This is a genomic window from Kineococcus sp. AC630 (genome assembly GCF_979255925.1).
Map to the genome: position 1 here is coordinate 53,998 of NZ_CEEDMJ010000021.1, position 26,958 is coordinate 80,955.

Consider the following 26,958-nt stretch of genomic DNA (forward strand, 5'->3'; position numbering starts at 1 on the left):
CGTGAGCGATCCCACCGAACCGATCCGCGTCGTCCTCGTCGACGACCAGCAGCTGGTGCGCGCCGGGTTCCGGATGGTCATCGACTCCCAACCCGACCTGCACGTCGTGGGCGAGGCCTCCGACGGGGCCGACGCCGTGCGGGTCGTCACCTCCACCCCCTGCGACGTCGTGCTGATGGACGTGCGCATGCCCGGTCTCGACGGGATCGAGGCGACCCGGCGCATCACCTCGGCCATCACCTCGGCCAGCGCCTCGGCGGGTCCCACGGAGGGTCCGAAGGTCGTGGTGCTGACGACCTTCGACCTCGACGAGTACGTCGTCTCGGCGATCGGTGCGGGAGCGAGCGGCTTCCTGCTCAAGGACGCGCCGCCGGAGGAACTCCTGGCCGCGGTGCGCACGGTGCACTCCGGCGACGCGGTCATCGCGGCGAGTTCCACCCGACGGTTGCTTCAGCACGTGGGTCCGTTGTTGCGGGCCGGCGCGGCGACTCCCTCCGCTGCGCCGCAGGGGATCCCGACGGACCTGACCCCCCGGGAGCGGGAGGTGCTGGAGTGCATGGCCCACGGGTTGACCAACGGCGAGATCGCCCAGCGCTTCGTCGTCTCCGAGGCGACGGTGAAGACGCACGTCGGACGGGTGCTGGCCAAGACGCACTCGCGCGACCGGGTGCAGGCCGTCGTGCTGGCCTACGCCGCCGGGCTCGTCCAGCCCGGCGACGTGCTGCGCGACGCCCGGTAGCTCTTACGCCCGGGGACGCACCGCAGCGGCCGCGCGGATCGCGCGGTCGCGCGCCTGCTCGACGTCGGCCCCCCGGGCCAGCGCGACGCCCATCCGGCGACGGGTGAAGCTCTCCGGCTTGCCGAACCAGCGCAGGTCGCTGCCGGGCACGGCGAGCGCCTCGGCAGCCCCGTCGGCGGAGATCGCGACGGCGTCGACGCCGCCGTAGATCACGGCGCTGGCGCCGGTGGAGTGCCGTTCGACGTCGACGGGCAGTCCGAGGAGGGCCCGGGCGTGCAGGTCGAACTCGCTGAGGAACTGGGTGGCCAGGGTGACCATGCCGGTGTCGTGCGGGCGGGGGCTGACCTCGCTGAAGAGCACCTCGTCACCGCGGACGAAGAGTTCGACGCCGAACAGCCCGGTGCCGCCGAGGTCGGTGGTGACGGCGGCGGCGATCTCCTGCGCCCGGGCCAGGGCGGTCGGGGACACGGGGTGCGGCTGCCAGCTCTCGACGTAGTCGCCCCGTTCCTGGCGGTGCCCGACGGGGTCGCAGAACCGGGTGACGACCTCGCCGTCGGCGTCGAGGGAGCGGACGGTGAGGAGGGTGATCTCGTAGTCGAACTCGACGAAACCCTCGACGATGACGCGGGGTCGCTCCACGCGGGCGCCGGACCGGGCGTACTCCCACGCATGCTCGACGTCGGCGGCCGAACGCAGCGTGCTCTGTCCCTTGCCGGAACTGGACACGACGGGTTTCACGACGCACGGGAACCCGATCGGTCCGCCGGTGGCGGCGTGGAGTTCCTCGAGGGAGTCGCAGAACGCGTAGGGGCTCGTGGGCAGGCCCAGGGTCTCCGCCGCGAGGCGGCGGATCCCCTCGCGGTCCATGGTCAACCGGGCGGCCCGGGCGGTGGGGACGACCCGGAAACCCTCGGCCTCCAGCTCCACGAGGACGTCGGTGGCGATCGCCTCGATCTCGGGGACGATCACGTCCGGTCGCTCCGCCCGCAACAGGGCGCGCAGGGCGTCCGGGTCGCTCATCGCGATGGTGCGGGAGTGGTGGGCGACCTGCTGGGCCGGGGCGCCCTCGTAGCGGTCGACGGCGATCGTCTCGACCCCCAGGCGCTGCAGGGCGATGACGACCTCCTTGGCCAGCTCACCGGAGCCGAGCATCAGGACGCGCGTCGCGGACGGGGAGTTCGGGGTGCCGAGGGTGACCACGGCAGGAGCCTAGGGCCCGGCCGCGTCGGTCCCGTGCCCGAAGCGGCGGGAGCCCGTCAGACCACGGGATGACCTCAGGATCCACTCAGGGCCAGACGCTGCGCAGGGCCGCGATCCCTAGCGTCGAGGGTGTTCGAGAACCCCCGCGATCCTGGGAGAACCACCGTGTCCGAGTTCCACGACAGTTCCGCGGTCCGTGCCGTGGGTCTGCGCAAGACCTACGGCCGCGGTGACGCCGTCGTGCACGCCCTCGCCGGGGTGGACGTCGAGTTCACCCGGGGCGAGTTCACCGCGATCATGGGCCCCTCGGGTTCCGGCAAGTCCACCTTGATGCACTGCCTCGCAGGCCTCGACGTCGCCTCCGCGGGACAGGTGTTCCTCGGTGACACCGAACTCACCGCCCTGAAGGACGCCGAGCTCACCCGACTGCGACGGGACCGGATCGGTTTCGTGTTCCAGAGCTTCAACCTGCTGCCCGTCCTCGACGCCGAGGAGAACATGCTGCTGCCGCTGCGCCTGGCGGGCCGGGAGCCCGACGCGGCCTGGCGCGACGACGTCGTCCACCGCCTCGGGCTGACCGACCGGCTCCGGCACCGCCCGCACGAACTCTCCGGTGGGCAGCAGCAGCGCGTCGCCGTCGCCCGCGCGCTGCTCCCCCGGCCCGACGTCGTCTTCGCCGACGAACCCACCGGGAACCTCGACTCCCGCGCCGGCGCGGAGGTCCTCAGCCTGCTGCGCGGCAGCGTCCGCGAGGTCGGCCAGACCGTCGTGATGGTGACCCACGACCCGGTCGCGGCGAGCTACGCCGACCGCGTCGTCCTCATCGCCGACGGCGGCCTCGCGGGTGGGCTGACCAGCCCCACCCCGGACGACGTCATCGACGCCCTGCGCACCCTGGGGGTCTGAACCGTGCTCCGGGTGACCCTGGCCCAGTTGCGTGCGCACGGCGCACGCGTGCTCGCCTCCTGCCTCGCGATCGTCATCGCGGTGGGTTTCGTGGTGGCGACCCTGTCCCTGAACGCGACGGCGAAGGCCGCTGTCCTGCAGGGTGTCGGCGCGCAGTTCGTCGCCAGCGACGTCGTCGTGACCCCGAGCGACCCCTACGCCGAGGACCGACCGCTCACCGCCCTCGAACCCGTGGTGGCGGCCCTGCCGGGCGTCGCCGCGGTCGCGGCCGACCGGTCCACCTCCGTCGACGTGCGACTGCCCGACCGCACCGGCGCGACGTCGGCGCAGGCCCGCAGCCTCGGCAGCCCCGGGATGCTGCGGTGGCAGCACGTCAGCAGCGGCCGCCTGCCGCAGGACGCGGACGAGATCGCCGTCTCCGACCGCGTCGACGTCGCGCCCGGGACGCGGATCGCCCTCACGCACTACCCCGTGGGCGACGACGCCTCCGGGTCCCCGGAACCCGTCACGCAGCAGGTGACCGTCGTCGGGACCGTCGACCTCGCGGGCGACCCGCGCGCAGGCCTGGTGCCGACGGTCTTCGGCACCGACGAGGCGGTCACCGCGTGGGGCGCGGGGTCCCCGGACCGGCTGCGGGTGGCCGCCGCTCCGGGCACCGACCTCGCCGCCCTGCTCCGCAGCGTCGCCGCCGTCGCCCCTGCGTCGGTGGAGGTCACCACCGGCGACCAGGCCGCGCAGGACGTCGCCGACTCCTTCACCGGGGACGCGCAGAGCCTGACCAGCGTCCTGCTGGCCTTCGGGGCGATCGCCGTCCTCGTCGCCGGGCTCGTCATCGCGAACACGTTCGCGGTGCTGCTGGCCCAGCGGACCCGCGAGCTCGCCCTGCTCCGTTGCGTGGGTGCGGACCGCGGCCAGATCGGTCGCAGCGTGCTCGGGGAAGCGTTCGTCGTCGGGTTGCTCGCCTCGGTCGTCGGTGTGCTGGCCGGGTCCGGTCTCGCCCGGGCCGTGGCGGGGCTGGCGGGTCGCGTCGACTCCCCCGTCCCGTTGACCGACGTCGTCCTGCCCGCCTCCGCGGTCCTGGCGGGTCTCGTCCTCGGCACCGTGGTGACGGTCCTCGCCGCGCTCGCCCCGGCACGGGCCGCGACCCGGGTCGCCCCGCTGGCCGCGCTGCGGCCGCTGTCCACCGCTCCGGTGCGCTCCCGGGCCGGCGTCGTGCGCCTGGTGCTCGGTCTCGTGGTGACCGTCCCCGCCACCGCCGCCATGGTCGTCCTGGCCGCCGGTGGCCAGCTCCTCGGTGCCCTCGTCGCGGGAGCCCTCAGCTTCCTCGGGTTCCTGCTGCTGGCCCAGCACCTCGTACCGGCGCTCGTCGCCCTGGCGGGCAGGCCGTTCCGACGCCTGGGCGGGGTACCGGCCCGACTCGCCGCCGGGAACTCGATCCGCAACCCCCGCCGCACGGCCGCCACCGCCACCGCCCTGGTCATCGGGGTGACGCTGACGACGGCCATGGTCGTCGGGACCTCCTCGACGCGGGTCAGCGCCCTGCGCGCCATGGACGCCGGCTACCCGACCGACGTGGTCGCCACCGCCTCGCAGCCCTGGGGGCCCGACGTCGTGGCCGCGGTGCGCGGGGTCGACGGCGTCGCCGGTCTCGCGCTGGTCGAGAACCTGGACCTCACGACCGCGGACGGTTCGCTGAGCCTCACGGTCGACGCCGTCGACCCGGCCGCGGCGGGCGCCGTCGTGCGCTCGCAGCAGCGCTCACCCCTGCCCCGGGCCGGTCAGATCGTCCTCCCGGCCACCCTCGGTGCAGGTCTCTCCGACGGGGACGCGCTGGCCCTGCAGGTCCTCGACGACGCCGGCGAGCCGAGCGGCGCCGCCGTCCCGTTCACCGTCCGGATCGCCCCGGACAGCCAGTCCGCGGCGGTCATCACCCAGGCCGACGCGCAGCGGCTGCGGACCGACCTCGAGCCGACGGGCGCCTGGATCCGCTTGGCCGACGGGGACACCGGGGCCCAGGCCGCGGCGACGGACCGGATCTCGGAGGCCCTCGCCCAGGTCCTGCCCTCCAGCGACGTCCAGGGCATCGCGAGCCTGCGCAACTCCCTGGACCAGCTCCTCACGACGATGCTCCTCATCGTGACCGGGTTGCTGGCCGTGGCCGTCGTCATCGCCCTCATCGGGGTCGGCAACACGCTCGCCCTCTCCGTCGTCGAACGACGGCAGGAGTCGGGCCTGCTACGGGCCCTGGGGCTGACCCGGGGTCAGCTGCGCGCCGTGCTGGCCTGGGAGGCGCTGCTCGTGGCCGGGGTGGCCGCGGTGCTGGGGGTGGTCCTCGGCACCGGGTACGGCCTGGCCGGGACGGCCTCGGTGCTCAGCGCCGAGATGCCGGTCGTGCTCGCCGTGCCGTGGGGTCAGGTCGGGGGGATCGTCGTCGTCGCCGCGCTCGCCGGGGTGCTCGCCTCGGTGCTGCCGGCACGACGTGCGGCGAGGACACCCCCGGTCGCCGCCATCGCCGACTGACCCTGAGACGCTGTCGGCATGGCTGTCGTGAAGATCAACGCGATCGAGGTCCCCGAGGGTGGCGGGCCCGAGCTGGAGCGCCGGTTCGGCGCCCGGATGGGTGCGGTCGAGGGAACCCCCGGGTTCCTCGGTTTCGAACTCCTGCGCCCCGTCTCGGGGGAGACCCGCTACTTCGTCTACACGAAGTGGGAGACGGAGGAGGCGTTCCAGGCCTGGGCCGGCGGGGGCGCGCAGGCCGCCCACGCGGGCGAGCGGGCCAAGCCGGTCGCCACCGGCGCCTCGCTCCTGGAGTTCGAGGTCGTCCTCGGCGCCGACCCGAGCTGATCCCGGACCGATGAGGATCGACTCCGCGGGCCACGCCCCGGGAGCACCCACGCTGGTGCTGCCGGGGCGCGGCTACGACGCCGACCAGCCCGTCCTGCGGGTGGTCCGCGACGAACTGCTCGCCGCCGGGCACCGGGTGCTGACCCTCTCCTGGGACGGTCCCGCCCCCACCGCCGCGGACACCCCCGACCTGGTGCGGGCCCTGCTGCACGACCTCCGCCCGAACTTCGTCGTCGCGAAGTCGCTGACCACGCTGGCCCTGCCCGTGGCCGCGGACCTCGCGCTCGCGGGCATCTGGCTGACGCCGTTGCTCGACGAACCGGCGGTGGGGCTCGCCGCCGCCCGCTCGCACGCGAACACCCTGCTCGTCGGCGGGACGGCCGACCCGTCGTGGAACCGGACCCTGGCCCACGAGAGCGACCGCGAGGTCCTCGAGTTCGTCGGCGCCGACCACTCCCTGGAGTTCCCGGGGGATCCCACGGCGACCGCCGACGCCCTGGACCGCTTGCGCGCCGGGGTGCGCGAGTTCCTGGGCTAGAACTCGAAGAGGTTGCCCCGCAACCCGCCGCCGCCGTACCCGCTGCGCAGGATCCCCCGCCGGCGCAGCACCGGGACGAGGTCGTCCAGGAACCGGTGCAACGTCACCGGGTGCAGGTCCCCGGAGAGCAGGAACCCGTCGTTGTCGGCGTCCGCACCGAACTCCTCGACGAGGTCGGCGAACTCCTCCGCCGTCCCGACCAGTCCGCTGCGATCGCCGAGACGCCCCTTGCGGGCCTTGCGGGCCAGCAGTTCCCGCAGCGGGGCGTCCGGGGTGTCCCCGCGCAACGCGGTGAGGGTGCCGAGCGAGACGTGGTCGCCGAACACCGCGGGATCGATCGGCGCGTCCAGCGGGAGTGCCGTGAGGTCGGTCTCGAGGTCGCTGGACCAGGCGAGCGCCACCTCGTGCAGGACGGCGTCGGAGGCGTGCCGGGAGGCGGCGACGACCCGGTCGGCCTCCTCCCGGCTGGCGAGGAGTTCCGGTTTGACGACGAACAGCACGCGGACGTCCGCGGGTTTGCGACCGGCGAGCGCGGCCGCCGCCAGCACCTTCGTCCGGTAGGCCCGCACCTCCTCGACCTGCAGCGGCGCCAGCGCCAGCTGCACGTCGGAACGCGACCCGGCGAAACCCAGGCCGCGCGCGGAACCCCCGGGCGAGACGACCACCGGGTCCCCGCCGTCGAAGGGCAGCGCGTTGAGCGGTCCGTCGAGGCGGAAGTGCTCACCCCGGTGCTGGAAGGCGTCGATCTTCGCCCCGTCGGCGAAGTGCCCGGTCTCGGCGTCCGCGACGAGGGCGTCCGCGTCCCAGCTGTGCCACAACCGGCGGACGACGTCGATCCACTCCTCGGCGCGGTCGTAGGCGACGTCGTGCGCGACGGGTTCGAGCCCGACGTGGCGGGCGCTGCCGACGTCGGTGACCAGGTTGATCCCGAACCGGTCGCCGGAGAGGTGCTGCAGCGTTGCGGCCTGCCGGGCGGCGAGGTAGGGCGGGGTGATCCCCGCGTTGATCGTGGGGACGACGCCGAGGTGCCGGGTCGCCGCGAACAGGTACGGGGCGAGCAGCAGCGGGTCGTGCTTGGGCCCGCCGTAGGCGGCGCGGACCCGCAGGTCGAGGGTGTCGGGGTTGCCGAGCGAGATCGCGTCCTCGATGACCACGAGGTCGAAACCCGCGCGTTCGAGGTCACGGACCGCGTGGGCGTAGAGGTCGGGACGCGTCCAGTCGTCGTTCCACGCCTGGTAGTCCCGGCCCCAGCCCTGCGGGCCGAAACCCCGGGAGAAGAAGTACCCTAAGTGCTGCAGGCGCGTCACCTCAGACCGCCACGGGGAGCTCGGCCGGAACCGCGGTGGGGACCGTGGCGGCGAGGGCGAGCTCCAGGTCGGCGAGCAGGTCCTCGGGTTCCTCCAGCCCGATCGAGAGCCGCACCAGTCCCGGCCAGATCCCGGCGGCGAGGCGTTCGGCCTCGGTGCGGTGGGCGTGCGTCGTGCTCCCCGGGTGGATGACCAGCGAGCGGACGTCGCCGACGTGGGTCATCCGGGTGAACAGCTCGACGGCGTCGACGAAGCGTTGCGCCGCAGCCCGTCCACCCTCGAGGGTGAAGGAGAACACCGCGCCGCTGCCCCGCGGCAGCAACCGCTGCGCGACCGCGGAGGTCCCGTGGCCGGGGAGTCCCGCGTGGTCGACGCTCACGACCTCCGGACGCGCCGCCAACCAGCGGGCGAGTTCCAGGGCCGTCGACGTCTGCCGCGCCACCCGCAACGACAGGGTCTCCAGGCCCTGCTGGACCAGGAACGCGTTGAACGGGGAGATCGTCGGCCCGAACCGCGAGGCGACGACGGCCCGGGTGTGCTCGACGTAGGCCCGTCGCGACCCGTGCGCCTCGACCCAGCTGACCCCGCCGAGGACGTTCGCCGGAGCGGTCAGGTGGTCGAACCCGCTCCAGTCGAACGAACCGCCCGTGACGATCGCGCCGCCCAGGGCCGCCCCGTGCCCGGCGAGGAACTTGCTCGCGGAGTGCACGACGACGTCGGCACCGTGGTCGAGGGGGCGCAGCAGGTAGGGCGTGGCGAAGGTGTTGTCGACGACGAGCGGGATGCCGTGCCGGTGGGCCACGGCGGCGACGGCGGGCACGTCGAGGACGACGTTCTTCGGGTTCGCGATCGACTCGGCGAAGAACACCCGGGTCTCGGGGCGCACCGCCGCCTCCCAGGCCGCAGGATCGGTGCTGTCGGCGACGAAGTCGACGGTGATCCCGAGCCGGCCGAAGTTGTCGACGAGCAGGCCGCGGGATCCCTCGTAGAGGTCCCCCGCGGCGACGACGTGGTCGCCGGCGCCGAGGACGCCGAGCAGGGCCACCGTGATCGCGGCCTGGCCGGTGCCGACGACGATCGCGTCGCTGCCGTGCTCGAGGACGGCGAGGCGCTGCTCGAGCGCCGTCGTCGTGGGGTTGGCCATCCGGGTGTAGACGTAGCCGTCGTCCTCACCGGCGAAGCGGGCACGCGCCTGCTCGAAGTCGTCGAAGACGAAACCGGCGGTCAGGTGGACGGGGGTGACGCGGGAACCGGTCGCGGGGTCGGGCGAGGAACCGGCGTGGACCTGCTGGGTGGCGAAACCGTGCGGGAACGGGACGTGCGACATCGACGGGACCTTCCGGGAGCGTGAACGGGGGACCTGGCGGGCGTTCAGGCCCGACAGGTCATCCCGGCGCTGCGCAGGAGGTCGATGACGAGACGGCGCGTCAGGCGGTGTTCAGGCACGGAGCTTCTCCCATCGGTCCTGGCGGAAGCACCTACCCGAAGGCGGTTGCTGCGGCGTCGACGAGCCAGGTCTCTCGGCCGCTCTGGATGGCTCCTCCAGTGAACGGTGACCGCGGGCCCCGTGTCAAGCGCTTCACCCGGTCGCAGCGGAGGTAGCGTGCCCGCTCGTGATCCTCACCGCGATGCTCTTCTACCCCGGGGGCGAGCACCTCACGAGCTGGCGGCTCCCGGGCGGGCGCCCGGACGACTACCTCACCCACGGCTACTACGAGGACTTCGCCCGCACCGCGGAGCGCGGCGGGTTCACGGCGTTGTTCTACGCCGACGAGCTCTACGTGTGGGACCGCTTCCCCTCCGGGGTCGAGCACGTCGCCAACGTCCGCCCGGAACCCTTCGGGCTCCTGGGCGCGCTCACCCGCAGCACGGAACGCATCGGGCTGGTCGCCACCGTCTCCACGACGTGGAACCAGCCCTTCCACACCGCCCGTCAGGTCGGTTCGCTGGACTTCCTGAGCTCCGGGCGGGCCGGGTGGAACCTGGTGACCTCGGCCAGCGACGAGGAGGCGCGCAACTTCGGTCTCGACGTGAACCTGGACCACGCCGCGCGCTACCGCCGGGCGGGCGAGTACGTCGACGTCGTGCAGGGCCTGTGGGACAGCTGGGACGACGACGCGATCCGGCCCGACGTCCCCTCGGGCCGCTACGCCGACCCGGCGGGGATGCACGTCCTCGACCACGAGGGTGAGTTCTTCCGCGTCCGCGGTCCGCTGAACCTGCCCCGCCCGCCGCAGGGCCACCCGGTGCTGTTCCAGGCCGGTTCCTCCGAGGACGGCCGCCGGTTGGCCGGGAAGCACGCCGAGGCGGTCTTCGTCCCCGGCAGCGCCCCGCTGGAGGGTGCTCGGAAGCTCGCCGACGACTACAAGCGCCGCGCCGCGGACAACGGCCGCGACCCCGCCCACCTCAAGGTCCTCCCCGCCCTCTCCCCCGTCCTCGGCGAGACGCCGGAACGCGCTCTCGAACGGGTGGACGAGATCGAGGCGCTGACCCCGGACCGCCTCAGCCTCGACTGGCTCTCCCACCACCTCGGGGTCGACCTCTCGGGCCACCCCCTCGACGAACGGTTCGAGTTCGACTTCAGCGGCGGGTCGAACCAGGTGCAGACGGTGTTCGAGGGGGTCCGCAAGCTCATGGAGCGGCAGTCGGACCCGGAGCGGTTCACGCTGCGCGACCTGTACCGGACGATGCTCCGCCGCCGGTTCCTGCCCGGGACGCCCGAGCAGGTCGCGGACTGGATGGTGGAACGCTTCGAGAACGGCGCCGCCGACGGTTTCACCCTCGCGTTCTCCTCCGTCCCCGCGGGGCTCGAGGAGTTCGTCGGGCAGGTGGTGCCGCTGCTCGTGCGACGTGGTGCGCTGCCGCCGGAACTGCCCGCGGCGACCCTGCGCGAGAACATGGGGCTGCCCGTCCCGCCGAGTCGCTACGCCTGAGAGGCCTGCCATGGCCGACGCCGTCCACGAACACCCGCTCGCCGTCCTGCTCGGGATCGAGGGGCTCGCCCTGCAGCGGGCCACCACGGGTCACGGCCGGTACGGCCGGGAGTTCGTCGAACGCCGCCTCGCCGAGGTGCGCCGGCTGCTCGACGACCCCCGGTTGCGCGACGGTCTCGACGTGGCCCGGGTGCCTCCGGGCGAGGGGTACGCCGAGTGGTCGCGGCGCTACGACGTCCCCAACACCGCCTTCGGCGACGCCGACGTGGTGCTGCCCTGGCTCGACGACCTCGCTCCGGGGGACGCCCTCGACCTGGCCTGCGGGACGGGGCGCTGGTCCGCCGAGCTGGCGGCCCGCGGACACCGGGTCACCGGCGTGGACGGTTCCCCGGAGATGCTCGCGCTGGCCGGGGTCGCGGGGGTCGAGTTCCTCCCGGGCGACCTGCACGCGGTCCCGGTGGGCGACGCCTCGTCCGACGTGGTGGTCTGCGCCCTGGCCCTCTCCCACGTCCCCGACCTCTCCCCGGTCTTCGCGGAGTTCGCCCGCGTCCTGCGCCCCGGGGGGACCCTCGTCGTCTCCGACGTCCACCCCGACCGGATCCGCCGGGGCTCGATCCCGTCCTCCCCCGGCCCCCGGGGAGAGGCGCGGCGCATCGAGGGTTTCGTGCACCCCGTGGGCACCCAGTTGCGCGCCGCGCTCTCCGCCGGGTTGCGGGTGCTCGACTGCGTCGAACCCGTACCGGCCGGGTCCACGACCGGCCGACCCGGCCAGGACGCTCCGGGGACCTGGAACGAGTGGCCGTGGTCGCTCGAGGCGCTCGTCCCCGAGGCGAGCGACGCCGCCTACCTCGGGCAGCCCGCGCTGGTGGTGTGGCGGTTCACCCGGTGAGCGCCCGCAGCTGCGCGATCCACTCCCGGCCGAGTTCCCGCCCGTTCGGCAGCTCGTCGTCGCGGTCCCAGCGCCACGTCGTGACGATGGCGAGCACCAGCGCCCGGCAGTCCTGGAGGAGGTCGGGGTCGAGTCCCGGGTAGTGGTCGGCGACGTCGTCGGGTGCGTGGGCGAGGTCGAACTCGACCGGTCCGCGACAGAACGTCTCCAGGTCGACGAACCGTGGTCCCGACTCCGTGGCCAGCACGTTCCCCTCGTGCGGCTCCCCGTGGATCACCTGCTCGGGGCCGCGGCCGGCGACGTCGCGCAACCGGGTGAGGACGGCCGTCAGGAACGTGCGGTCGACCTCGGGGACCTCCGGTGTGCGTTCCCGGTCGGCGAGCAGTCGAGACGCCCGGTCGACCCGTTCGGTGACGTGCGGCACGGCGGCGTACGGCACGTCGAGTCCTCGCAGGTCCTCGTGCAGTCGTCGCAGCGCCCGGGCGTACTCCTCGGCCGAGAGGGGGCGTTCCCGGGCGGGGTGGAACTCCCAGAAGGTGACGCTGAACCCGTTCCGGACGTGGACGCGCGGTCGCACCCGCGGGTCGAGCGCCACCGCGGGGCTCCCGACGGCCGCCAGTCGCCGGGCGAGGTCGACCTCGAAGGCCAGGATCCCGTCGGACTCCGGGGCGACCCGGGCCAGGACGTCCGCGGGCAGCAACCGCAGCGTGAGCTTGTTCGAGTTCTGGAGGACGACGACGTCGCCGACCTCCAGGCCCTCGGACCCGGCGACCGCCGACGCCGCACGCACGGCGTCGGCCGTCTCCACCGGCTGCATCACGTCACCTCGGACCTGTTGGGTAGCAACCGGTCCGCGTGCTCAGAGTTCCGCGAGACGTGGGACGACGGCGTCGCCGAACGACTTCACCGTGCCGGGTTCGTAGGTTCCGTACATCCCACCGTGCAGGTGAGTCACACCCAGCGCGGCGTACTCCTTCGCGCTCTCGAAGAACCCGTCCAGGTCGTTCGGGGTGAACGGAGCCATGACGGTCTTCTCGATCGTGTCGTAGTCGCGGCCGAGGTCGTCGCAGTGCCGTTTCAGGACGTCCAGCTTGTGCGCCACGTCGTCGCCGCCGAAGAGGTTGCACGCGTCCCCGTACTGCGCCACGAGGCGCAACGTCTTCTTCTCCCCACCTCCGCCGATGAGGATCGGCGGGTGCGGACGCTTCACCGGCCGGGGGTTGCCGAGCGTGCGACCCAGCGTGTAGTGCTTCCCCTCGAACGGTTCCTCGGAGTCCGACCACACCTGCAGGCAGATCCGCAGGGTCTCCTCGAGCCGCTCGAAACGTTCCGCGGTGGGCGGGAAGGGCAGCCCGAGTCCGGTCGCCTCCCCCTCGAACCAGGCGGCACCGATGCCGAGCCAGGCGCGGCCACCGGAGAGGACGTCGAGGGTCGCGACGAGTTTCGCGAGGAGGCCCGGTTCCCGGTAGGTCACGGCGGTCACCCAGGCGAGGAGTTCCACCCGTTCGGTGCGGGCGGCCAGGAACCCCAGGGTCGTGTAGGCCTCCAGCATGGCCCGCTCGGCGTCGCCGATGGGCGGGATCTGCCAGAGGTGGTCCATGACGCTGACGCTGCGGTAGCCCGATTCCTCGGCTTCGCCGACGATGCGGATGAGGTCCTCGCGCAGGGTGGCCGGGCCGCCGGGGTTGGTGAAGTCGGAGACGTGGAGTCCGATGTGCATGACGGCGAACCTACGCCGTTCCCGTGCTCAGGTCTTGCGCACCCGGATCGGTCCCTTCGCCGTCGAGGGGTCGACGACCTTCCCGCCCTGGGTGATCTCCGCCTCCCCGGCGACGACGAGCCGGCGGGCGGCGGCGCGCGCGGGTTCCATCAGCTCCTGCCAGCCCTCGCCGCCGACGGCGCGGGCGACCTCGCTGGGGCAGATCGTCTTCGACCGCCCACGGGCGTCGAGGAGCGCACGCATGGTGGTCTCGAGCTCGGTGTCGACCGCGGACGCGGAAGACTTCGCCCGACGCCGGCAGCCGTCGGAGCAGTAGCGGACCTCGTCCCAGTCCCGTTCCCACTTCTTGCGCCAGGTGATCGTGCGACCGCAGACGACGCAGTCCTTCGTCGGCAACGTCTTCCCGCTCACCCCGTCACTGTAGGTCGGCGGCGTGCAGCAGCTGCAGGAGGAGGACTTCCGGCCAGGCCGTGCTCTCCGCCGTCACGGTCACCGGGGTGCCGTGGAAGGTCGCCCGACACCCCAGGAGCGTCGTCCGGGCGTCGGGCAGAGCGACGAACGTCGGCAGCCCGCGGACCAGCAGGGTGACCCGGTCGCCGTCGGCCGGGTCGGTGACGAAGCCGAGGTCCCAGGGCTCGACGTCGTGGCCCTGGCGCAGGGTCACCACGACCCCACCGGCGGGGACGAACCCGGCGAGCGAGGTCCTGGCGGGAACCATGCCGTCGGCGAGACCGAGGACCTGGACGCGCCACCGCCCACCCGGCTCGTCGAGGGCGTGGATCCACGTCGCACCGGCCGGCAGCAGGTCGCGGAACAGCACCGGCAGACGCCCCAGGCGTGCGGTGACGAACTGCGGGGGGACGAACGGGAACAGGTCGACGAGGGGGAGGTTCAGGGCCAGCGGGACGGATCGCGGCAGGTACGCCCTCGCCGGCGGACGCAGCTCGGCCACGAGACGTTGCAGGTCGTCCTGGGACGGGTCCGGGTCCAGGGTCCAGCGGGTCTCTCGCGGGTCACCGGACACGCGGTGAAGACCACCAGCCCGCCCGCGTCCCGTCAAGGCGCCACGGCCCGTGGTGCGTTCCGTCGGCGGCAGGTCTAGGTTGGGAGGTGCAAGTTGTACTTTCAACTACCTGGAGGTCACTGGTGAGCGACGTCAAGCTCGCGATCGTCTACTACTCCGCGACCGGCACGGTGCGCGGCATGGCCGAACGCCTCGCCGCGACCGGCGAGTCCCTCGGCGCCGAGGTGCGGCTCCGGCAGGTGGAACGCACCCCCACCGGCGGGGAGAAGGCGGCCACCGACGAACAGGCCGCCGAGGCCGAGGAGGCCAAGGGCGCCGCCGGGGTCACCGCGGACGACATCGTCTGGGCCGACGCGGTCCTCTTCGGCTCCCCCACCCGCTACGGCAACATCGCCGGGCAGCTCAAGGTGTTCATCGACTCCCTCGGCGCCCAGTGGGGTGCGGGTCAGCTCGCCGACAAGGTCTACGCCGGGTTCACCTCGACCTCGACCCTGCACGGTGGCCAGGAGTCCACGCTCCTCGCGCTCTACAACACGATCTACCACTTCGGCGGGATCATCGTGCCGCCCGGGTACACCGACCCCTCGAAGTTCGTGGACGGGAACCCCTACGGCGTCGGCCACGTCGCCGGTCAGGGCGACCAGCCGCTGGACGACGTGACGTTCACGGCGCTGGACCACCTCGTGACCCGCGTCGTCGCCACCGCGAAGAAGCTCACGGCCTGAGACCGGGTTCACCGGTCGATGTGCTCCAGCTCCCACGTCCGGGCGTGCCGGTCGTCGGGGGCGGAGCACGTCAACCGGTGCGCCGCAGCTGATCCCACCCGCAGGTGCACCCGCAGCGGACGCCCCTCGTGCTCGAGGTCGACGCGCCAGCGGCCCTCCTCCTCGTCGACGACGGCCCGCGGGCGCAGCGCCTCGAGCACGTCGATCCCGAGTTCCAGCCGGGCGTGGGCCTCCGCGGCCTGGATCACCCCGGGGTCGCAGGAACGACCGCGCAACCGGTGCGGCAGGACGCGACCGGTGCGCAGCGCCGCCACCAGGTCCGGTGCGTCCGCCGGGGACAACCGCCCGTGCGTGACCCCCGTCGGCAGCGACAGAGCGGTCGCGGCGAAGCGGTCCCCGCCGAGGTGGGAGCACTCCCACACCGGACCGGGATCGAGGTCGGCGAGCGCCGCGACGACCGGGCGCCCCCGCAGCGCGCAGCACCAGTCCTTGCGACCGTGGGTGCAGACCAGGAGCAGCGGCTCGTCGTGGAGCTCCCAGCCCTCGGTCGCGGCGGCGGCCGCGGCGACCTCCGCCTGGGGGGTCGTGCGGGTCAGGGTGCGGGCCCGCCCGCGGCGGACGTCGACGAGGAAGAGCCGACGGGGGCCGTCCGGGTCGAGGTCGCGTGCGGAGGGGCGCCGGATCAGCAGGAGCTTCAGACCGCGTTCCTGCGCGGTCCCGCGGAGGGCGTCGGTCACCACCGGCCCGAGCCGGGACGCCGGCACGGCCCCGGCGCCCCAGGCCCCGGGTTCCTCGACCAGAAGGTAACCGCGCACCGCGGTGGCGGTGCCGAGCAGGGCGTCGCCCCGCTCCTCCGCCGCCGCGGCGCACGAGAACCGGCGGGCGATGGCCTCCGTGCTCAGGCCGGACCCCCCGCGGGGAGCAGGACGTTCTCACGCAGCAGACGGCGCACGACGACCAGGGCGTCGTCGACGTCGAGGCCGACCGCGGCGAGGTCGCCCGCGCACGTGCGGCCCGCCGTCAGGACGTGGTCCAGGGCGGGACGGAGCCAACCGGGGAAGGTGATCCGCCGGTCCGGGAGGACGAGGTCCACGGTCTCGCCCGGGCCGGTCAACCGGGGACGCACCCCACGCCGGACCCGCACCGCGCGGTCCGGGGTCAGGGTGCGGGCGGCCTCGTCCTGGGCGAGGACCCCGACCGGTTCCGGCGGCACCGCACCGGCCCGCCGCCGGGCGACGAGACGTTCGACCGCGTCCTCGTCCAGGGTGTCGAGCCAGCGTTGCGCCGCGGCGCGAAACTCCTTGACGTCCTCCGGGGTCGGCGCTCCGGGCAGCGGCAGCGCACGACGCAGCGCCACGTCCCCGGCGCCGGCGGAGGTCACCGCGTCGGTGAGGACGTCGGCCCAGGTCGTGGCGAGCACCCCGATCGTCAGGTGGATGGACCGGTCCTCGGTCGTGCGCGCCGAGTGCAGCCAGCCGCGGGGCAGGTACAGGGCGTCGCCGGGTTCCAGGACGGTGTCGATGACGGCGGGCCGCCCGCCGACGGGGTCCGGGCCGAGTCGGGTGGAGGGCTGGGACTTCAGCGGGAGTTCCACCGCGGGCGGGTGGATCGTCCAGTGCTTGCGCCCGTCCACCTGGAGCACCACGACGTCGTGGGTGTCGTGGTGGGGGTTGAAACCCTGCGCACCCGGCGGGGTCACGTACACGTTGACCTGGCACTGGTGCCCCAGGTCCTCCGCGAGCTGGGAGCAGAACGACTGCAGCGCAGGCCAGGTGCGGTGCAGGGCCTGGAGGACGATGGTCGCCCCGTCCGCGTGGGCCGCGGCGATGCGCTCGGAGTCCGGCAGGTCCGACAACTGCTGGTTGCCCGCCACCGCGCGACGGGTGTAGCTCGCGCGGGGCAGGGGCGTGCCGTTCTTCACCAGGGAGAAGAACGGGGTCCGCAGCGCCCGCGGGCCGAGGAGTTCGTCCACGTCGGCGGGGGCGAGCAGGTCGTGCACGGAGGCCCGCCCGCCCTCGGCCGCGCGGTCGGCGGCCCGGACGAGCAGCGGAGCGGCGTTCCAGTGCTCCTCGGCGAGGCGGTCGGCGGCCTCCCCGAAGCACCGTCGCAACGCCGGACCGGCGCTCGTCACGTCAGGATCCCGCGGGGTCACTGCCCGCCGGGTCGCTGCCGCTCGGGTCGACCTGGGTGGAGTCGGAGTCGCCGGAGTCGGAGTCCCCGCCCTCGCCGCCGTCGGGGTCCACCCCGGCCGGGTCGGAACCCGAGGGGTCCACCTGGGTGGCGTCGCTGTCGCCGGAGTCCGCGTCGCCCCCGGGGGTCGAGGCGGAGGTCGTCGTCGTGATGTCGTCGTCGCTGAGGTTGCTCATGGGCCCACCCTGGCACCCACCTCCCGGCGGGGCACCTCCGAGCCTCCCGGGGACGCGACGCGATGTGCCTGCACGGTGAGCGCCCGACTGCCAGACTCGTCCTGCTCCACCCACTCGACGACGAGCCCGCCGGAGGCGCACGTGCCCAGGTCCAGGATTTCGCCCAGGTTCCCCAGCGCGCTCACGGCGGCGGTGGTGGGGGCTGCGCTGGTGGTGGGCAGTGCCGGGAGCGCGGCGGCCCAGGGGCCACCACCGCCCGAGCTGAACCCGGCGGGGGCGAAGGTGGCCACCCTCGGCGACTCCTACGCCTCGGGTGAGGGCGCGCCCGCAGCGGGTGCGATGCCGTGGGTCAGCGACGTCTACGGCGACAGCGGCGCCGACGGCTGCCACCGCTCCGCCCTGAGCGGGCACACCGTCTTCGGGACGGGTCTGCTGCGCGGCGACGCCAAGGCCTACGTCAACGCGTCCTGCAGCGGCGCCACCACCGTCAGCCTGGTGCGGGGGTTCAAGGGGGAACGCTCGCAGCTCGACGCCCTCGGCCCCCGCACGAAGACGGTCACCCTGAGCATCGGCGGCAACGACGCCGGGTTCAGCAGCGTGGCCACGGCGTGCAACACCGTGGCGACCGTCCCGGGGGCACCCTCCTGCCAGGCCGCGCTGGCGGGTTCGGCGGCCGCCCTGCGGGCGCTGACCACGGCCCCCGCCGGGGGCATCACCCCGCTGGAGCAGACCTACCGTGCGGTGCTCGCGAAGGCCCCGCACGCCGTCCTCGTCGTCACGGGCTACCCGCTGCTCTTCCCCACCGGCGCCGCGTCCCCGCGCTGCGACGTCATCCAGCCCGCGGCCCGGACGGCGATCAACAACGCGACCCTGCAGCTCAACGCGGCGGCGAGCGCCGCCACTGCCGCCGTCGGGGGGCTCTACGTGGACCTGGTGCGCCCCTTCACCGGGCACTCCTCCTGCGAGGCCGATCCCGCGGCGTCGTGGATCAACACGATCGTGCCGCGCGACCCGGTGCTCAGCTTCCACCCCGGCGCCACGGGACAGGCGGCCATCGCCGCGCGCCTGCAGGAGATCCGCTGCTTCGTGCGTCCCGGACGCTGACCCGGTACCCCGGACGCACGAGGGCCCCGCACCACCGTGGTGCGGGGCCCTCGTGACGACGGGGTGCGTCAGCGGGCGGCGGAACCCTCGACGTAGTCGGAGTCGTCCGACTTCACCCAGGACATGAGCTTGCGCAGCTCACGGCCGGTGGCCTCGATGGGGTGCTGCTCGGCGGCGGCGCGCAGCTTCTTGAACTCCGGTGCGCCGGCGTCCTGGTCGTCGATGAAGCGCTGGGCGAAGGTGCCGTCCTGGATGTCCTTGAGGACGTCCTGCATGCGGCCCTTGACCGAGGCGTCGATGACGCGCGGGCCGGAGACGTAGTCGCCCCACTCGGCGGTGTCCGAGATCGACCAGCGCTGCTTGGCGATGCCGCCCTCGTACATGAGGTCGACGATCAGCTTCAGCTCGTGCAGGCACTCGAAGTAGGCGACCTCGGGCTGGTAGCCGGCCTCGGTGAGGACCTCGAAACCGGTCTGGACGAGGGCGGACATGCCACCGCAGAGGACGGCCTGCTCACCGAACAGGTCGGTCTCGGTCTCCTCGGTGAACGTGGTCTTGATGCCGCCGGCGCGCAGGCCGCCGATCGCCTTGGCGTAGGCGAGACCGAGGTCCCACGCGGAACCCGTCGCGTCCTGCTCGACGGCGACGATCACGGGGACGCCGCGGCCGTCGACGTACTCACGACGGACGAGGTGACCCGGGCCCTTGGGGGCGACCATGACGACGTCGACGTCGGCCGGGGGCTTGATGTAGCCGAAGCGGATGTTGAAGCCGTGGCTGAAGAACAGCGCCTTGCCGGCGGTGAGGTTCGGCTCGATCGCCTCGGCGTAGAGACCGCGCTGCAGGTGGTCCGGCACCAGGACCATGATCACGTCGGCGGCCTTGGCGGCCTCGAACGGGGTCAGGACGGTCATGCCCTGCTCCTCCGCCTTGGCGCGGCTCTTCGAGCCCTCCTTGAGGCCGACGACGACGTCGACGCCGGAGTCGCGCAGCGACAGCGCGTGCGCGTGGCCCTGGCTGCCGAAGCCCAGGACCGCCACCTTCTTCCCGGTGATCTTGGACAGGTCGGCGTCGTCGTCGTAGAACATCTCGGCCACGTGGGGTTCTCTCCTCTGGATCTTCTTCGTCGTACAGGGGGTGTTCGGGTTCAGGCGGAGCGGAGCGCCCGGTCGGAGATCGCGCGTCCACCGCGGGCGAGGGCGACCGACCCCGACTGGACCAGCTCGCGGATGCCGAACGGTTCCAGCACGCGCAGCAGCGCGGCCAGCTTGTCCGGGCTCCCGGTGGCCTCGACGGTCACGGCGTCGGGGGCGACGTCGACGACGTGGGCGCGGAACAGCGCCACGGTGTCGAGCACCTCCCCGCGCGCCGAGGCGTCGGCACGGACCTTCACGAGCAGCAGTTCGCGCTGGACGGAACCGCCGTCCTCGAGCTCCACGATCTTCAGGACGTTGATCAGCTTGTTGAGCTGCTTCGTCACCTGCTCCAACGGCTGCGACTCCACGTCGACGACGATGGTCATCCGGGAGATGTCGCTGCGCTCGGTCGGTCCGACCGTGAGGGAGTGGATGTTGAAGTTCCTGCGCGCGAACAGCGACGTGACGCGCATCAGGACACCGGGTCGGTTCTCGACCAGGACGGACAGGGTGTGCTGGGACATCAGGAGATCACCTTCTCGGGGCCGGACTCGTTGTCGCCCTCTTCCTCGCGGTCCCACTTGGGCGACACCCCGCGGGCGTACTGGATGGCGTCGTTGCTCACGCCGGCCTCGACCATCGGCCAGACCATGGCGTCGCGGTGCACGCGGAAGTCGATGACGACGGGCACGTCGTTGATCGCCATGGCCTTCTCGATGGTCGCGTCGACGTCCTCGGCCTTGTCGCAGCGCAGACCGACGCACCCGTAGGCCTCGGCGAGCTTGACGAAGTCGGGGACCGGCGCGGCGTGGGTGCCGTGGTGGTCACCGGAGTTCAGGTCGGTGTTGGAGTAGCGCTCGGAGTAGAAGAGCGTCTGCCACTGCCGGACCATGCCCAGGCTGGAGTTGTTGATGATGGCGACCTTCACGGGGATGCCGTTGAGGGTGCACGTCGCCAGTTCCTGGTTGGTCATCTGGAAGCAGCCGTCGCCGTCGATCGCCCACACCACGGTGTCCGGCTTGCCGACCTTGGCGCCCATCGCTGCGGGGACGGCGTAGCCCATGGTGCCCAGTCCGCCGGAGTTCAGCCACGTGCGCGGGTTCTCGTACTGGACGAACTGCGCCGACCACATCTGGTGCTGCCCGACCCCGGAGACGTAGATCGCCTCGGGACCGGCGATGGCCCCGATCCGGGCGATGACGTGCTGCGGGGCGAGGGTGCCGTCGTCGGACTCGGTGTAGCCCAGCGGGTACGTCGTCTTCCAGGACTGGGTGAGTTCGGTCCAGGCCGTGAGGTCGGCGCGCCCGTTCTCGAACTCGGCGGCCACGGCCGTGGTGAGCTCGGCGATGACGAGCCGGGCGTCGCCCACGATCGGGACGTCGACGGCGCGGTTCTTGCCGATCTCGGCCGGGTCGATGTCGGCGTGGATGACCTTGGCGTGCGGGGCGAAGCTCGGCAGGTCGCCGGTGACGCGGTCGTCGAAGCGCGCGCCGAGGGTGATGAGCAGGTCGGACTTCTGCAGCGCCGTCACGGCCGCGACCGTCCCGTGCATCCCGGGCATGCCCAGGTTGTTCGGGTGCGAGTCGGGCAGCGCACCGCGCGCCATCAGCGTCGTGACCGCCGGGATGCCGGTGAGGTCGGCCAGCGCGGCGAGCTCCGCGGAGGCGTCGGCCTTGATGACGCCACCGCCGACGTAGAGGACGGGGCGCTCGGCCGCGGCGATGAGCCGGGCGGCCTCGCGGATCTGCTTGCCGTGCGGCCGCGTCACCGGGCGGTAGCCGGGCAGGTCGATCGTCTCGGGCCAGGCGAAGGACGTCGTCGCGGTCAGCGCGGACTTGGCGACGTCGACGAGGACCGGGCCGGGCCGGCCGGTGGCGGCGAGGTGGAAGGCCTCGGCGATGACGCGGGGGATGTCGGCCGGATCGGTCACCAGGTAGTTGTGCTTGGTGATCGGGATGGTGATGCCGGCGATGTCGGCTTCCTGGAACGCGTCGGTGCCGATGGCCTTGGCGGCGACCTGCCCGGTGATCGCGACCATCGGGACGGAGTCCATGTTCGCGTCGGCGATCGGGGTGACGAGGTTGGTCGCTCCCGGGCCGGAAGTCGCCATGCAGACGCCGACCTTGCCGGTGGCGACCGCGTACCCCTCGGCCGCGTGGCCGGCGCCCTGCTCGTGGCGGACGAGGATGTGCCGGACGTGCGGGGAGTCCATCAGCGGGTCGTAGGCGGGCAGGATCGCGCCCCCGGGCAGACCGAAGACGACCTCGACCCCTACCGCCTCGAGCGAACGGATGAGGCTCTGCGCGCCGGTGAGCTTGGCGACGGGGAGCTTCGGGTCCAGTGGCAGCTGCTCTGGCATCTCTGGTGTCCTCCTCGGGCGGTGCCGTTCACGGTCGTCGTTCAGTCCCGGACGCCCGGCAGATCGGTCCGCCGGACGCAAAAAGACCCCTCAGCCAGGGAAGGCGTGTGAGGGGTCGCGCGCTCGGCCGAACTGGTCAGCCGGCGCGCTGTCCGATGGCTACGAGGAACCGCATGTGCCGAAGGTAGCCCCTGCGTGGGGAGATGTCAGCCACGGGATCGCTGCGTCTCACATCGTGGACACGTGGTCCACGAGTTGGACGGTCTACCGGCTCGTGCGGTCGCGGCGGGGGGATCGTTGCCTCCACGGTGTCACTAGACGCCTTCGTGGAGGCAACGATCCCGCAGGACGTCACCGCGGAGGCAACGATCCCACCCGGCCGCACCCTGAGGTCAGAGGCAGACGGCGCCGAGGGAGGCGGACTGGACCTGCTTGGCGTACTTGGCCAGCACCCCGCGCTTGAACACGGGGGGCAGCGGCTCCCAGCCTTCGCGACGGGCCTCGAGCTCCTCGTCGGAGACCAGGACCTCGAGGGTCTTGCCCGCGACGTCGAGGCGGATCCGGTCGCCGTCGCGCACGAAGGCGATGGGGCCGGCGTCGACGGCCTCGGGGGCCACGTGGCCGACGCAGAGGCCGGTGGTCCCGCCGGAGAAGCGGCCGTCGGTCATCAGCAGGACGTCCTTGCCGAGGCCGGCGCCCTTGATCGCGCCGGTGATGGCGAGCATCTCGCGCATCCCGGGGCCACCCTTGGGGCCTTCGTAGCGGATGACGACGACGTCGCCGGCCGAGATCGTGCCGTCCTCGAGCGCGTCCAGCGCCGCGCGCTCGCGTTCGAAGACGCGCGCGGTGCCCTCGAAGACGTCGGAGTCGAACCCGGCGCTCTTCACGACGGCACCGAGGGGGGCGAGGTTGCCCTTGAGGATGGTGATGCCCCCGGTCTTGTGGATCGGGTTGTCGAGGGCGCGGAGCACGACGCCGTCGACGTCGGGCGGGGCGATGTCGGCGAGGTTCTCGGCCATCGTCTTGCCCGTGACGGTGAGGCACTCCCCGTGCAGCAGACCGGCGTCGAGCAGGGCGCGCATGACGACGGGGATGCCGCCGATGCGGTCGACGTCGACCATGACGTGGCGGCCGAAGGGCTTGAGGTCGGCGAGGTGCGGGACCTTCGCCGCGACCCGGTCGAAGTCGTCCAGGGTCAGCTCGACCTCGGCCTCGTAGGCGATCGCGAGCAGGTGCAGGACGGCGTTGGTGGAACCGCCCAGGGCCATGACGACGGCGATGGCGTTCTCGAACGCCTCCTTGGTGAGGATCTGGCGCGCGGTGATCCCCTTGGACAGCAGGTTCACGACGGCCTGGCCGGACTTGCGGGCGAACCCGTCGCGGCGGCGGTCGGTGGCGGGCGGGGCGGCGCTGCCGGGCAGCGACATCCCGAGCGCCTCGGCCGCGGCGGCCATGGTGTTGGCGGTGTACATCCCGCCGCAGGCACCCTCACCCGGGCAGATCGCGCGTTCGATGGTGTCGACGTCCTCGCGCGACATCAGCCCGCGGGCGCACGCCCCGACGGCCTCGAAGGCGTCGATGAGGGTGACCTCGTGCTCGCTGCCGTCGGAGAGCTTGGCCCGGCCGGGGAGGATCGTCCCGGCGTAGAGGAAGACGCTCGCGAGGTCGAGGCGGGCGGCGGCCATCAGCATGCCGGGCAGCGACTTGTCGCAGCCGGCGAGCAGGACGGAGCCGTCGAGGCGCTCGGCGCTCATCACGGTCTCGACGGAGTCGGCGATGACCTCGCGCGAGACGAGGGAGTAGTGCATCCCCTCGTGCCCCATCGAGATGCCGTCGGAGACGGAGATCGTCCCGAACTCCAACGGATAGCCCTGGGCGGCGTGCACGCCGTCCTTGACGGCCTTGGCCAGGCGGTCCAGGGGGAGGTTGCAGGGGGTGATCTCGTTCCAGCTGGAGGCCACCCCGATCTGGGGTTTGACCCAGTCGTCGTCACCCATCCCGACGGCGCGCAGCATCCCGCGCGAAGCGGTCGCCTCCAGGCCGTCGGTCACGGTGCGACTGCGGGGTTTGATGTCGACGGTCACGGGGTGAGTCTAGGCACGCGGCTGACGGTCCACCGTTGACCCGCCCCCACCGGGATGGCTACCGTGGGCGGCGTCGTGAACGTTCACGAGATGACCGTTCCCGATGCGACCGTCACCCCCCGGCTCGAAGGAGCGCCTCCCGTGTCGTCCACCTCCCCCACCCGCTGGGCCGTCGTCGGCCCGGGCAACATCGCCCGGCGCTTCGCCGGCCAGCTCCCCGCGGCGGGTCACGAACTCGTCGCCGTCGGCGCCTCCCCCACCGCGGCCGGCGCCGAGCGCGCCCGGGCCTTCGCAGCGGAGTTCAACCCGGACGCCTTCGTCGGCGACTACGACGCCGTGCTGGCCCGCGAGGACGTCGACGCCGTCTACGTCAGCACCGTGCACGTCACCCACGCGCAGCTCGCCCTGGCCGCGGTCCGCGCCGGCAAGCACGTGCTCTGCGAGAAGCCCCTCGCCCCCAACAACGGCCAGGTCATGGCGATCGTCGACGCCGCCCGCGCCAGCGGCGTGCACTTCCTCGAGGCGTACATGTACGCCCACCACCCGCAGACGGCGAAGCTCCTCGACCTCGTGCGGTCCGGGGCCGTCGGCACCGTCCAGCACGTCGACGCGAGCTTCGCCTTCGCGACCGGCGGGAAGACCGGCCGCCTCTACGACGCCGACCTCGCCGGCGGCGGGATCCTCGACGTCGGCGGTTACCCCGTCTCGGCCGCGCACCTCGTCGCGGCGGCCGCGCTCGGCCGGCCGGCGGCCGTCACCGGGTTCTCCGCCCAGGGCACCGTGGGCGAGACCGGCGTCGACGAGTGGGCCGTCGCCTCGATCACCTTCGCGGGTGGCGTCACCGCGTCCGTGCGCACGGGCGTCGCGCTCTCCGACCCCGAGACGATCACGGTGTACGGCTCCGGCGGGACGATCCACCTCCCCGACCCGTGGACGATCCGCGGCGAGACCCGCGTCGTCCTGACCCGGCCGGGCCAGGAGACCGAGACCTTCGAGTTCGACCCGGAACTGCCCGAGAACAAGGCCTACGCCCGCGAGGCGCAGGCCCTCGTCTCCGACGAGGCCCCCGTGTTCACCCTCGACGACACCCTCGCGGTCTCGGCCGTGCTGAACCGCTGGCGGGACGCGATCGGGCTGCGCTACCCCTTCGAGACCGACACCGCGAACATCCCCACCGTCTCGGGTCTCCCGCTGCAGCGCCGCGAACCCACGGCCATGAAGTACGGGAAGGTCGAGGGACTGGAACGCCCCGTCTCCCGCCTCGTCATGGGGTGCGACAACCAGCCGGACCTCGCGCACGCGTCGGCCATCTTCGACGCGTTCGTGGAGGCCGGCGGGAACACCTTCGACACCGCGTGGCTCTACGGCATGGGCAAGTACGAGAAGCTGTTCGGGACGTGGCTGACCAACCGCGGCATCCGGTCCGAGGTCAACGTCATCGTCAAGGGCTGCCACACCCCGCACAACGACCCGGAGTCGCTGACCCGGCAGTTGTTCGAGTCCTTCGAGCGGCAGGGCCACGACCACGCCGACATCTACATGATGCACCGGGACAACCTCGACATCCCCGTCGGTGAGTTCGTCGACGTCCTCGACGAGCACGCCAAGGCCGGTCGCATCAGCGCCTACGGCGGTTCGAACTGGTCGCCCGCCCGCGTCGACGAGGCGAACGCCTACGCCGCGGCGAACGGCAAGCAGCCGTTCACGGTGCTGTCCAACCACTTCGGCCTCGCCGAGGCCTACGACGTGCCGTGGGCCGGGTGCCTGCACGTCACCGACCCCGAGTCGAAGAAGTGGCTGACCGAGCGGAACATCGCCCTGCTGCCGTGGTCGTCGCAGGCCCGCGGGTTCTTCGCCCGCGCGGACGTGAACGACCGGAGCGACGCGGAACTCGTGCGCTGCTACTACAGCGACGCGAACTTCGAGCGCAAGGCCCGGGCCGAGAAGCTCGGCGCCGAACTCGGGGTCCCCGCGACGGCGATCGCGCTGGCCTTCGTCCTGGCGCAGTCGTTCCCGACGTTCGCCCTGTTCGGCCCCCGCACGATCGCCGAGGCCCGTTCCTCGATGACCGGCCTCGGGGTCGAACTCGACGCGCAGCAGGTGGCCTGGCTGGACCTCCAGGAGGGGTGAGAACACCGGACACGACGCGGGCCACGACGATCGTCGACGTGGCCCGCGTCGCCGGGGTCTCCCGGCAGACGGTCACCCGGGCGCTGCACGACATGCCGGGGATCAACCCGGCCACCCGGCAACGGGTGCTCGACGCGGCCCGGGAACTGAACTACCACCCGTCCCGGTTCGGACGAGGTCTGGTGAAACCCGCGGCCCGCACCCTGGGCCTCCTCGTCGGCGACCTCACGAACCCCTACTACGGCGAACTCGCCTCCACGGTGCTGCGGCTCGCCGCCGACCGGGGTTGGAACGTCGTGATGGGTGAGCAGGGCAGCATCGCCGACCTCGCGGGCGGGGCGGACGCCGTCATCGGGTTCACCGGTCTGGCCATCGACACCCCCGTCACGGGAGCACCCAACCTGCCTGTGGTGGAGATCGACCCCCCGCGGTTCCACCCCCGCCACGGGCGGGTGGAGTTCGAACGGGCGACGGCCTCGGAGGAGGCCGTCGCGCACCTGCTGGCCCGCGGGACCCGGCACCCCGTGGTGCTGGACCGTCTCGGCCCGCACGGCCGCACCCGTCGCGGCGAGGCGTTCGTCGCCGCGTTCCGCGCCGCCGGGGTGGAACCGGTCGTCGCCGACCGCCTGACCCCCTGGACCGACCTGGCCGCCGCCGGTGAACCCGACGCGGTGGTCGCCTTCAACGACCTCGACGGGTTCCGCGTCCTGCAGGAACTCCGCGTCGCAGGTCTCGACGTACCCCGCGACGTGCGGGTCGTCGGGGTCGACGGGCTCGCCGTCGGGGAGTTCGTCACGCCCCGGTTGTCGACGCTGGTCATCGACCTCGCCGAGGTCGCCCACGCGGCGCTGGACCTCGTCGTGGAACTGTCGACGAACGGACCGGGCGAAGCCGTCCGCGTCGTGCCGCACCGCTTCGTGGCGCGCGACTCCACCTGACCGCCCGCCGGCGCGG

The 26,958-nt window shown here is 72.9% G+C and carries 26 protein-coding genes and 1 riboswitch; of the genes, 11 read left to right on the forward strand and 15 right to left on the reverse strand.

Annotation, left to right across the window (positions count from 1 at the left end; all coding sequences use genetic code 11):
• Window position 1 precedes the first annotated feature (1 nt).
• Window positions 2-739, forward strand: a complete 738-nt coding sequence (locus AC0I8G_RS20350; RefSeq protein WP_380259768.1) for a response regulator — start codon at window positions 2-4, stop codon at window positions 737-739.
• Window positions 740-742: 3 nt separating this feature from the next.
• Here the strand turns inward: AC0I8G_RS20350 and purT are convergent, their stop codons facing one another.
• Window positions 743-1,939, reverse strand: a complete 1,197-nt coding sequence (gene purT, locus AC0I8G_RS20355) for a formate-dependent phosphoribosylglycinamide formyltransferase (protein WP_471731559.1) — start codon at window positions 1,937-1,939, stop codon at window positions 743-745.
• A 165-nt stretch (window positions 1,940-2,104) separates the two neighbouring features.
• Between purT and AC0I8G_RS20360 the strand changes: the two genes are divergently transcribed.
• The 4 genes from AC0I8G_RS20360 to AC0I8G_RS20375 are packed head-to-tail and all read left to right on the forward strand — an operon-like array spanning window position 2,105 to window position 6,227.
• Window positions 2,105-2,845: an ABC transporter ATP-binding protein gene (locus tag AC0I8G_RS20360; protein ID WP_380161513.1), complete on the forward strand. Its 741-nt coding sequence runs from the start codon at window positions 2,105-2,107 to the stop codon at window positions 2,843-2,845.
• Between the two features lie 12 nt (window positions 2,846-2,857).
• A complete protein-coding gene (locus AC0I8G_RS20365) occupies window positions 2,858-5,365 on the forward strand; it encodes an ABC transporter permease (protein WP_471731560.1) in 2,508 nt (835 codons plus the stop codon).
• A gap of 18 nt (window positions 5,366-5,383) precedes the next feature.
• Window positions 5,384-5,689: an antibiotic biosynthesis monooxygenase family protein gene (locus AC0I8G_RS20370; RefSeq protein WP_471731561.1), complete on the forward strand. Its 306-nt coding sequence runs from the start codon at window positions 5,384-5,386 to the stop codon at window positions 5,687-5,689.
• A gap of 10 nt (window positions 5,690-5,699) precedes the next feature.
• Window positions 5,700-6,227 (forward strand): alpha/beta hydrolase, encoded by a 528-nt coding sequence (locus AC0I8G_RS20375; RefSeq protein WP_471731562.1) that lies wholly within the window; start codon window positions 5,700-5,702, stop codon window positions 6,225-6,227.
• On the opposite strand, the gene AC0I8G_RS20380 is transcribed toward AC0I8G_RS20375, so the two are convergent.
• Together AC0I8G_RS20380 and AC0I8G_RS20385 are read right to left on the reverse strand one after the other, a co-directional pair.
• Complete coding sequence (locus AC0I8G_RS20380) at window positions 6,224-7,534, reverse strand: LLM class flavin-dependent oxidoreductase (RefSeq protein WP_471731563.1); 1,311 nt, start codon at window positions 7,532-7,534, stop codon at window positions 6,224-6,226. The two genes, AC0I8G_RS20375 and AC0I8G_RS20380, sit on opposite strands and share 4 nt — an antisense overlap.
• A gap of 1 nt (window position 7,535) precedes the next feature.
• Entirely contained in the window at window positions 7,536-8,861 is a 1,326-nt protein-coding gene (locus AC0I8G_RS20385; protein WP_471731564.1) for an O-acetylhomoserine aminocarboxypropyltransferase/cysteine synthase family protein, read from the reverse strand.
• A 126-nt stretch (window positions 8,862-8,987) separates the two neighbouring features.
• Window positions 8,988-9,074, reverse strand: a riboswitch (SAM riboswitch).
• Window positions 9,075-9,147: 73 nt separating this feature from the next.
• Here AC0I8G_RS20385 and AC0I8G_RS20390 point away from each other — a divergent pair.
• Both AC0I8G_RS20390 and AC0I8G_RS20395 read left to right on the forward strand, forming a co-directional pair.
• Window positions 9,148-10,467, forward strand: coding sequence for an NtaA/DmoA family FMN-dependent monooxygenase (locus tag AC0I8G_RS20390; RefSeq protein ID WP_471731565.1), 1,320 nt, complete (start codon window positions 9,148-9,150; stop codon window positions 10,465-10,467).
• A gap of 10 nt (window positions 10,468-10,477) precedes the next feature.
• A complete protein-coding gene (locus AC0I8G_RS20395) occupies window positions 10,478-11,356 on the forward strand; it encodes a class I SAM-dependent methyltransferase (RefSeq protein ID WP_471731566.1) in 879 nt (292 codons plus the stop codon).
• Here AC0I8G_RS20395 and AC0I8G_RS20400 read toward each other — a convergent pair.
• From AC0I8G_RS20400 to AC0I8G_RS20415, 4 genes are read right to left on the reverse strand one after another with little or no spacing between them, the layout of a single operon-like run.
• Window positions 11,346-12,173, reverse strand: coding sequence for a phosphotransferase (locus tag AC0I8G_RS20400; protein WP_471731567.1), 828 nt, complete (start codon window positions 12,171-12,173; stop codon window positions 11,346-11,348). The genes AC0I8G_RS20395 and AC0I8G_RS20400 overlap by 11 nt on opposite strands.
• Window positions 12,174-12,215: 42 nt before the next feature.
• Window positions 12,216-13,076 carry an LLM class F420-dependent oxidoreductase gene (locus tag AC0I8G_RS20405; protein ID WP_471731568.1) on the reverse strand — a complete coding sequence of 287 codons (861 nt, stop codon included), beginning with the start codon at window positions 13,074-13,076 and terminating at the stop codon, window positions 12,216-12,218.
• Window positions 13,077-13,103: 27 nt separating this feature from the next.
• On the reverse strand, window positions 13,104-13,487 hold the full coding sequence (locus AC0I8G_RS20410) for a DUF3253 domain-containing protein (RefSeq protein ID WP_471731569.1): 384 nt from the start codon (window positions 13,485-13,487) through the stop codon (window positions 13,104-13,106).
• Between the two features lie 4 nt (window positions 13,488-13,491).
• Window positions 13,492-14,100 carry a hypothetical protein gene (locus tag AC0I8G_RS20415; RefSeq protein ID WP_471731570.1) on the reverse strand — a complete coding sequence of 203 codons (609 nt, stop codon included), beginning with the start codon at window positions 14,098-14,100 and terminating at the stop codon, window positions 13,492-13,494.
• A 122-nt stretch (window positions 14,101-14,222) separates the two neighbouring features.
• Here AC0I8G_RS20415 and AC0I8G_RS20420 point away from each other — a divergent pair, with 122 nt between their 5' ends.
• Entirely contained in the window at window positions 14,223-14,825 is a 603-nt protein-coding gene (locus AC0I8G_RS20420; RefSeq protein ID WP_471731571.1) for a flavodoxin family protein, read from the forward strand.
• Between the two features lie 8 nt (window positions 14,826-14,833).
• Here AC0I8G_RS20420 and AC0I8G_RS20425 read toward each other — a convergent pair whose 3' ends face one another.
• The 4 genes from AC0I8G_RS20425 to AC0I8G_RS20440 all read right to left on the reverse strand — a co-directional run bounded on the left by AC0I8G_RS20425 (window position 14,834) and on the right by AC0I8G_RS20440 (window position 17,481).
• A complete protein-coding gene (locus AC0I8G_RS20425; protein WP_471731572.1) occupies window positions 14,834-15,640 on the reverse strand; it encodes a sucrase ferredoxin in 807 nt (268 codons plus the stop codon).
• A gap of 83 nt (window positions 15,641-15,723) precedes the next feature.
• The gene (locus AC0I8G_RS20430; RefSeq protein WP_471731573.1) at window positions 15,724-16,956 is read right to left on the reverse strand and encodes a cupin domain-containing protein; all 1,233 of its coding nucleotides are present in this window, start codon (window positions 16,954-16,956) and stop codon (window positions 15,724-15,726) included.
• Window position 16,957: 1 nt separating this feature from the next.
• Window positions 16,958-17,191 (reverse strand): hypothetical protein, encoded by a 234-nt coding sequence (locus AC0I8G_RS20435; RefSeq protein WP_328292148.1) that lies wholly within the window; start codon window positions 17,189-17,191, stop codon window positions 16,958-16,960.
• Window positions 17,188-17,481, reverse strand: coding sequence for a hypothetical protein (locus tag AC0I8G_RS20440; RefSeq protein ID WP_471731574.1), 294 nt, complete (start codon window positions 17,479-17,481; stop codon window positions 17,188-17,190). The genes AC0I8G_RS20435 and AC0I8G_RS20440 overlap by 4 nt, the downstream gene beginning before the upstream one ends.
• On the opposite strand from AC0I8G_RS20440, the gene AC0I8G_RS20445 reads away from it, so the two are divergent.
• Complete coding sequence (locus AC0I8G_RS20445; protein WP_471731575.1) at window positions 17,474-18,295, forward strand: SGNH/GDSL hydrolase family protein; 822 nt, start codon at window positions 17,474-17,476, stop codon at window positions 18,293-18,295. The two genes, AC0I8G_RS20440 and AC0I8G_RS20445, sit on opposite strands and share 8 nt — an antisense overlap.
• 68 nt (window positions 18,296-18,363) lie before the next feature.
• On the opposite strand, the gene ilvC is transcribed toward AC0I8G_RS20445, so the two are convergent.
• From ilvC to ilvD, 4 genes are all read right to left on the reverse strand, one after another.
• The gene (gene ilvC / locus AC0I8G_RS20450; protein WP_380161502.1) at window positions 18,364-19,392 is read right to left on the reverse strand and encodes a ketol-acid reductoisomerase; all 1,029 of its coding nucleotides are present in this window, start codon (window positions 19,390-19,392) and stop codon (window positions 18,364-18,366) included.
• Between the two features lie 50 nt (window positions 19,393-19,442).
• Window positions 19,443-19,955: an acetolactate synthase small subunit gene (gene ilvN / locus AC0I8G_RS20455; RefSeq protein ID WP_328292151.1), complete on the reverse strand. Its 513-nt coding sequence runs from the start codon at window positions 19,953-19,955 to the stop codon at window positions 19,443-19,445.
• Entirely contained in the window at window positions 19,955-21,790 is a 1,836-nt protein-coding gene (locus AC0I8G_RS20460) for an acetolactate synthase large subunit (RefSeq protein WP_471731576.1), read from the reverse strand. The genes ilvN and AC0I8G_RS20460 overlap by 1 nt, the downstream gene beginning before the upstream one ends.
• A 392-nt stretch (window positions 21,791-22,182) precedes the next feature.
• Window positions 22,183-23,874 carry a dihydroxy-acid dehydratase gene (gene ilvD / locus AC0I8G_RS20465; RefSeq protein ID WP_380259786.1) on the reverse strand — a complete coding sequence of 564 codons (1,692 nt, stop codon included), beginning with the start codon at window positions 23,872-23,874 and terminating at the stop codon, window positions 22,183-22,185.
• Window positions 23,875-23,964: 90 nt separating this feature from the next.
• Here ilvD and AC0I8G_RS20470 point away from each other — a divergent pair, with 90 nt between their 5' ends.
• Both AC0I8G_RS20470 and AC0I8G_RS20475 read left to right on the forward strand, forming a co-directional pair.
• On the forward strand, window positions 23,965-26,004 hold the full coding sequence (locus AC0I8G_RS20470) for an aldo/keto reductase (protein ID WP_471731577.1): 2,040 nt from the start codon (window positions 23,965-23,967) through the stop codon (window positions 26,002-26,004).
• Window positions 26,001-26,942, forward strand: a complete 942-nt coding sequence (locus tag AC0I8G_RS20475; RefSeq protein ID WP_471731578.1) for a LacI family DNA-binding transcriptional regulator — start codon at window positions 26,001-26,003, stop codon at window positions 26,940-26,942. Before AC0I8G_RS20470 ends, AC0I8G_RS20475 begins: the two co-directional genes overlap by 4 nt.
• Window positions 26,943-26,958: the final 16 nt, after the last annotated feature.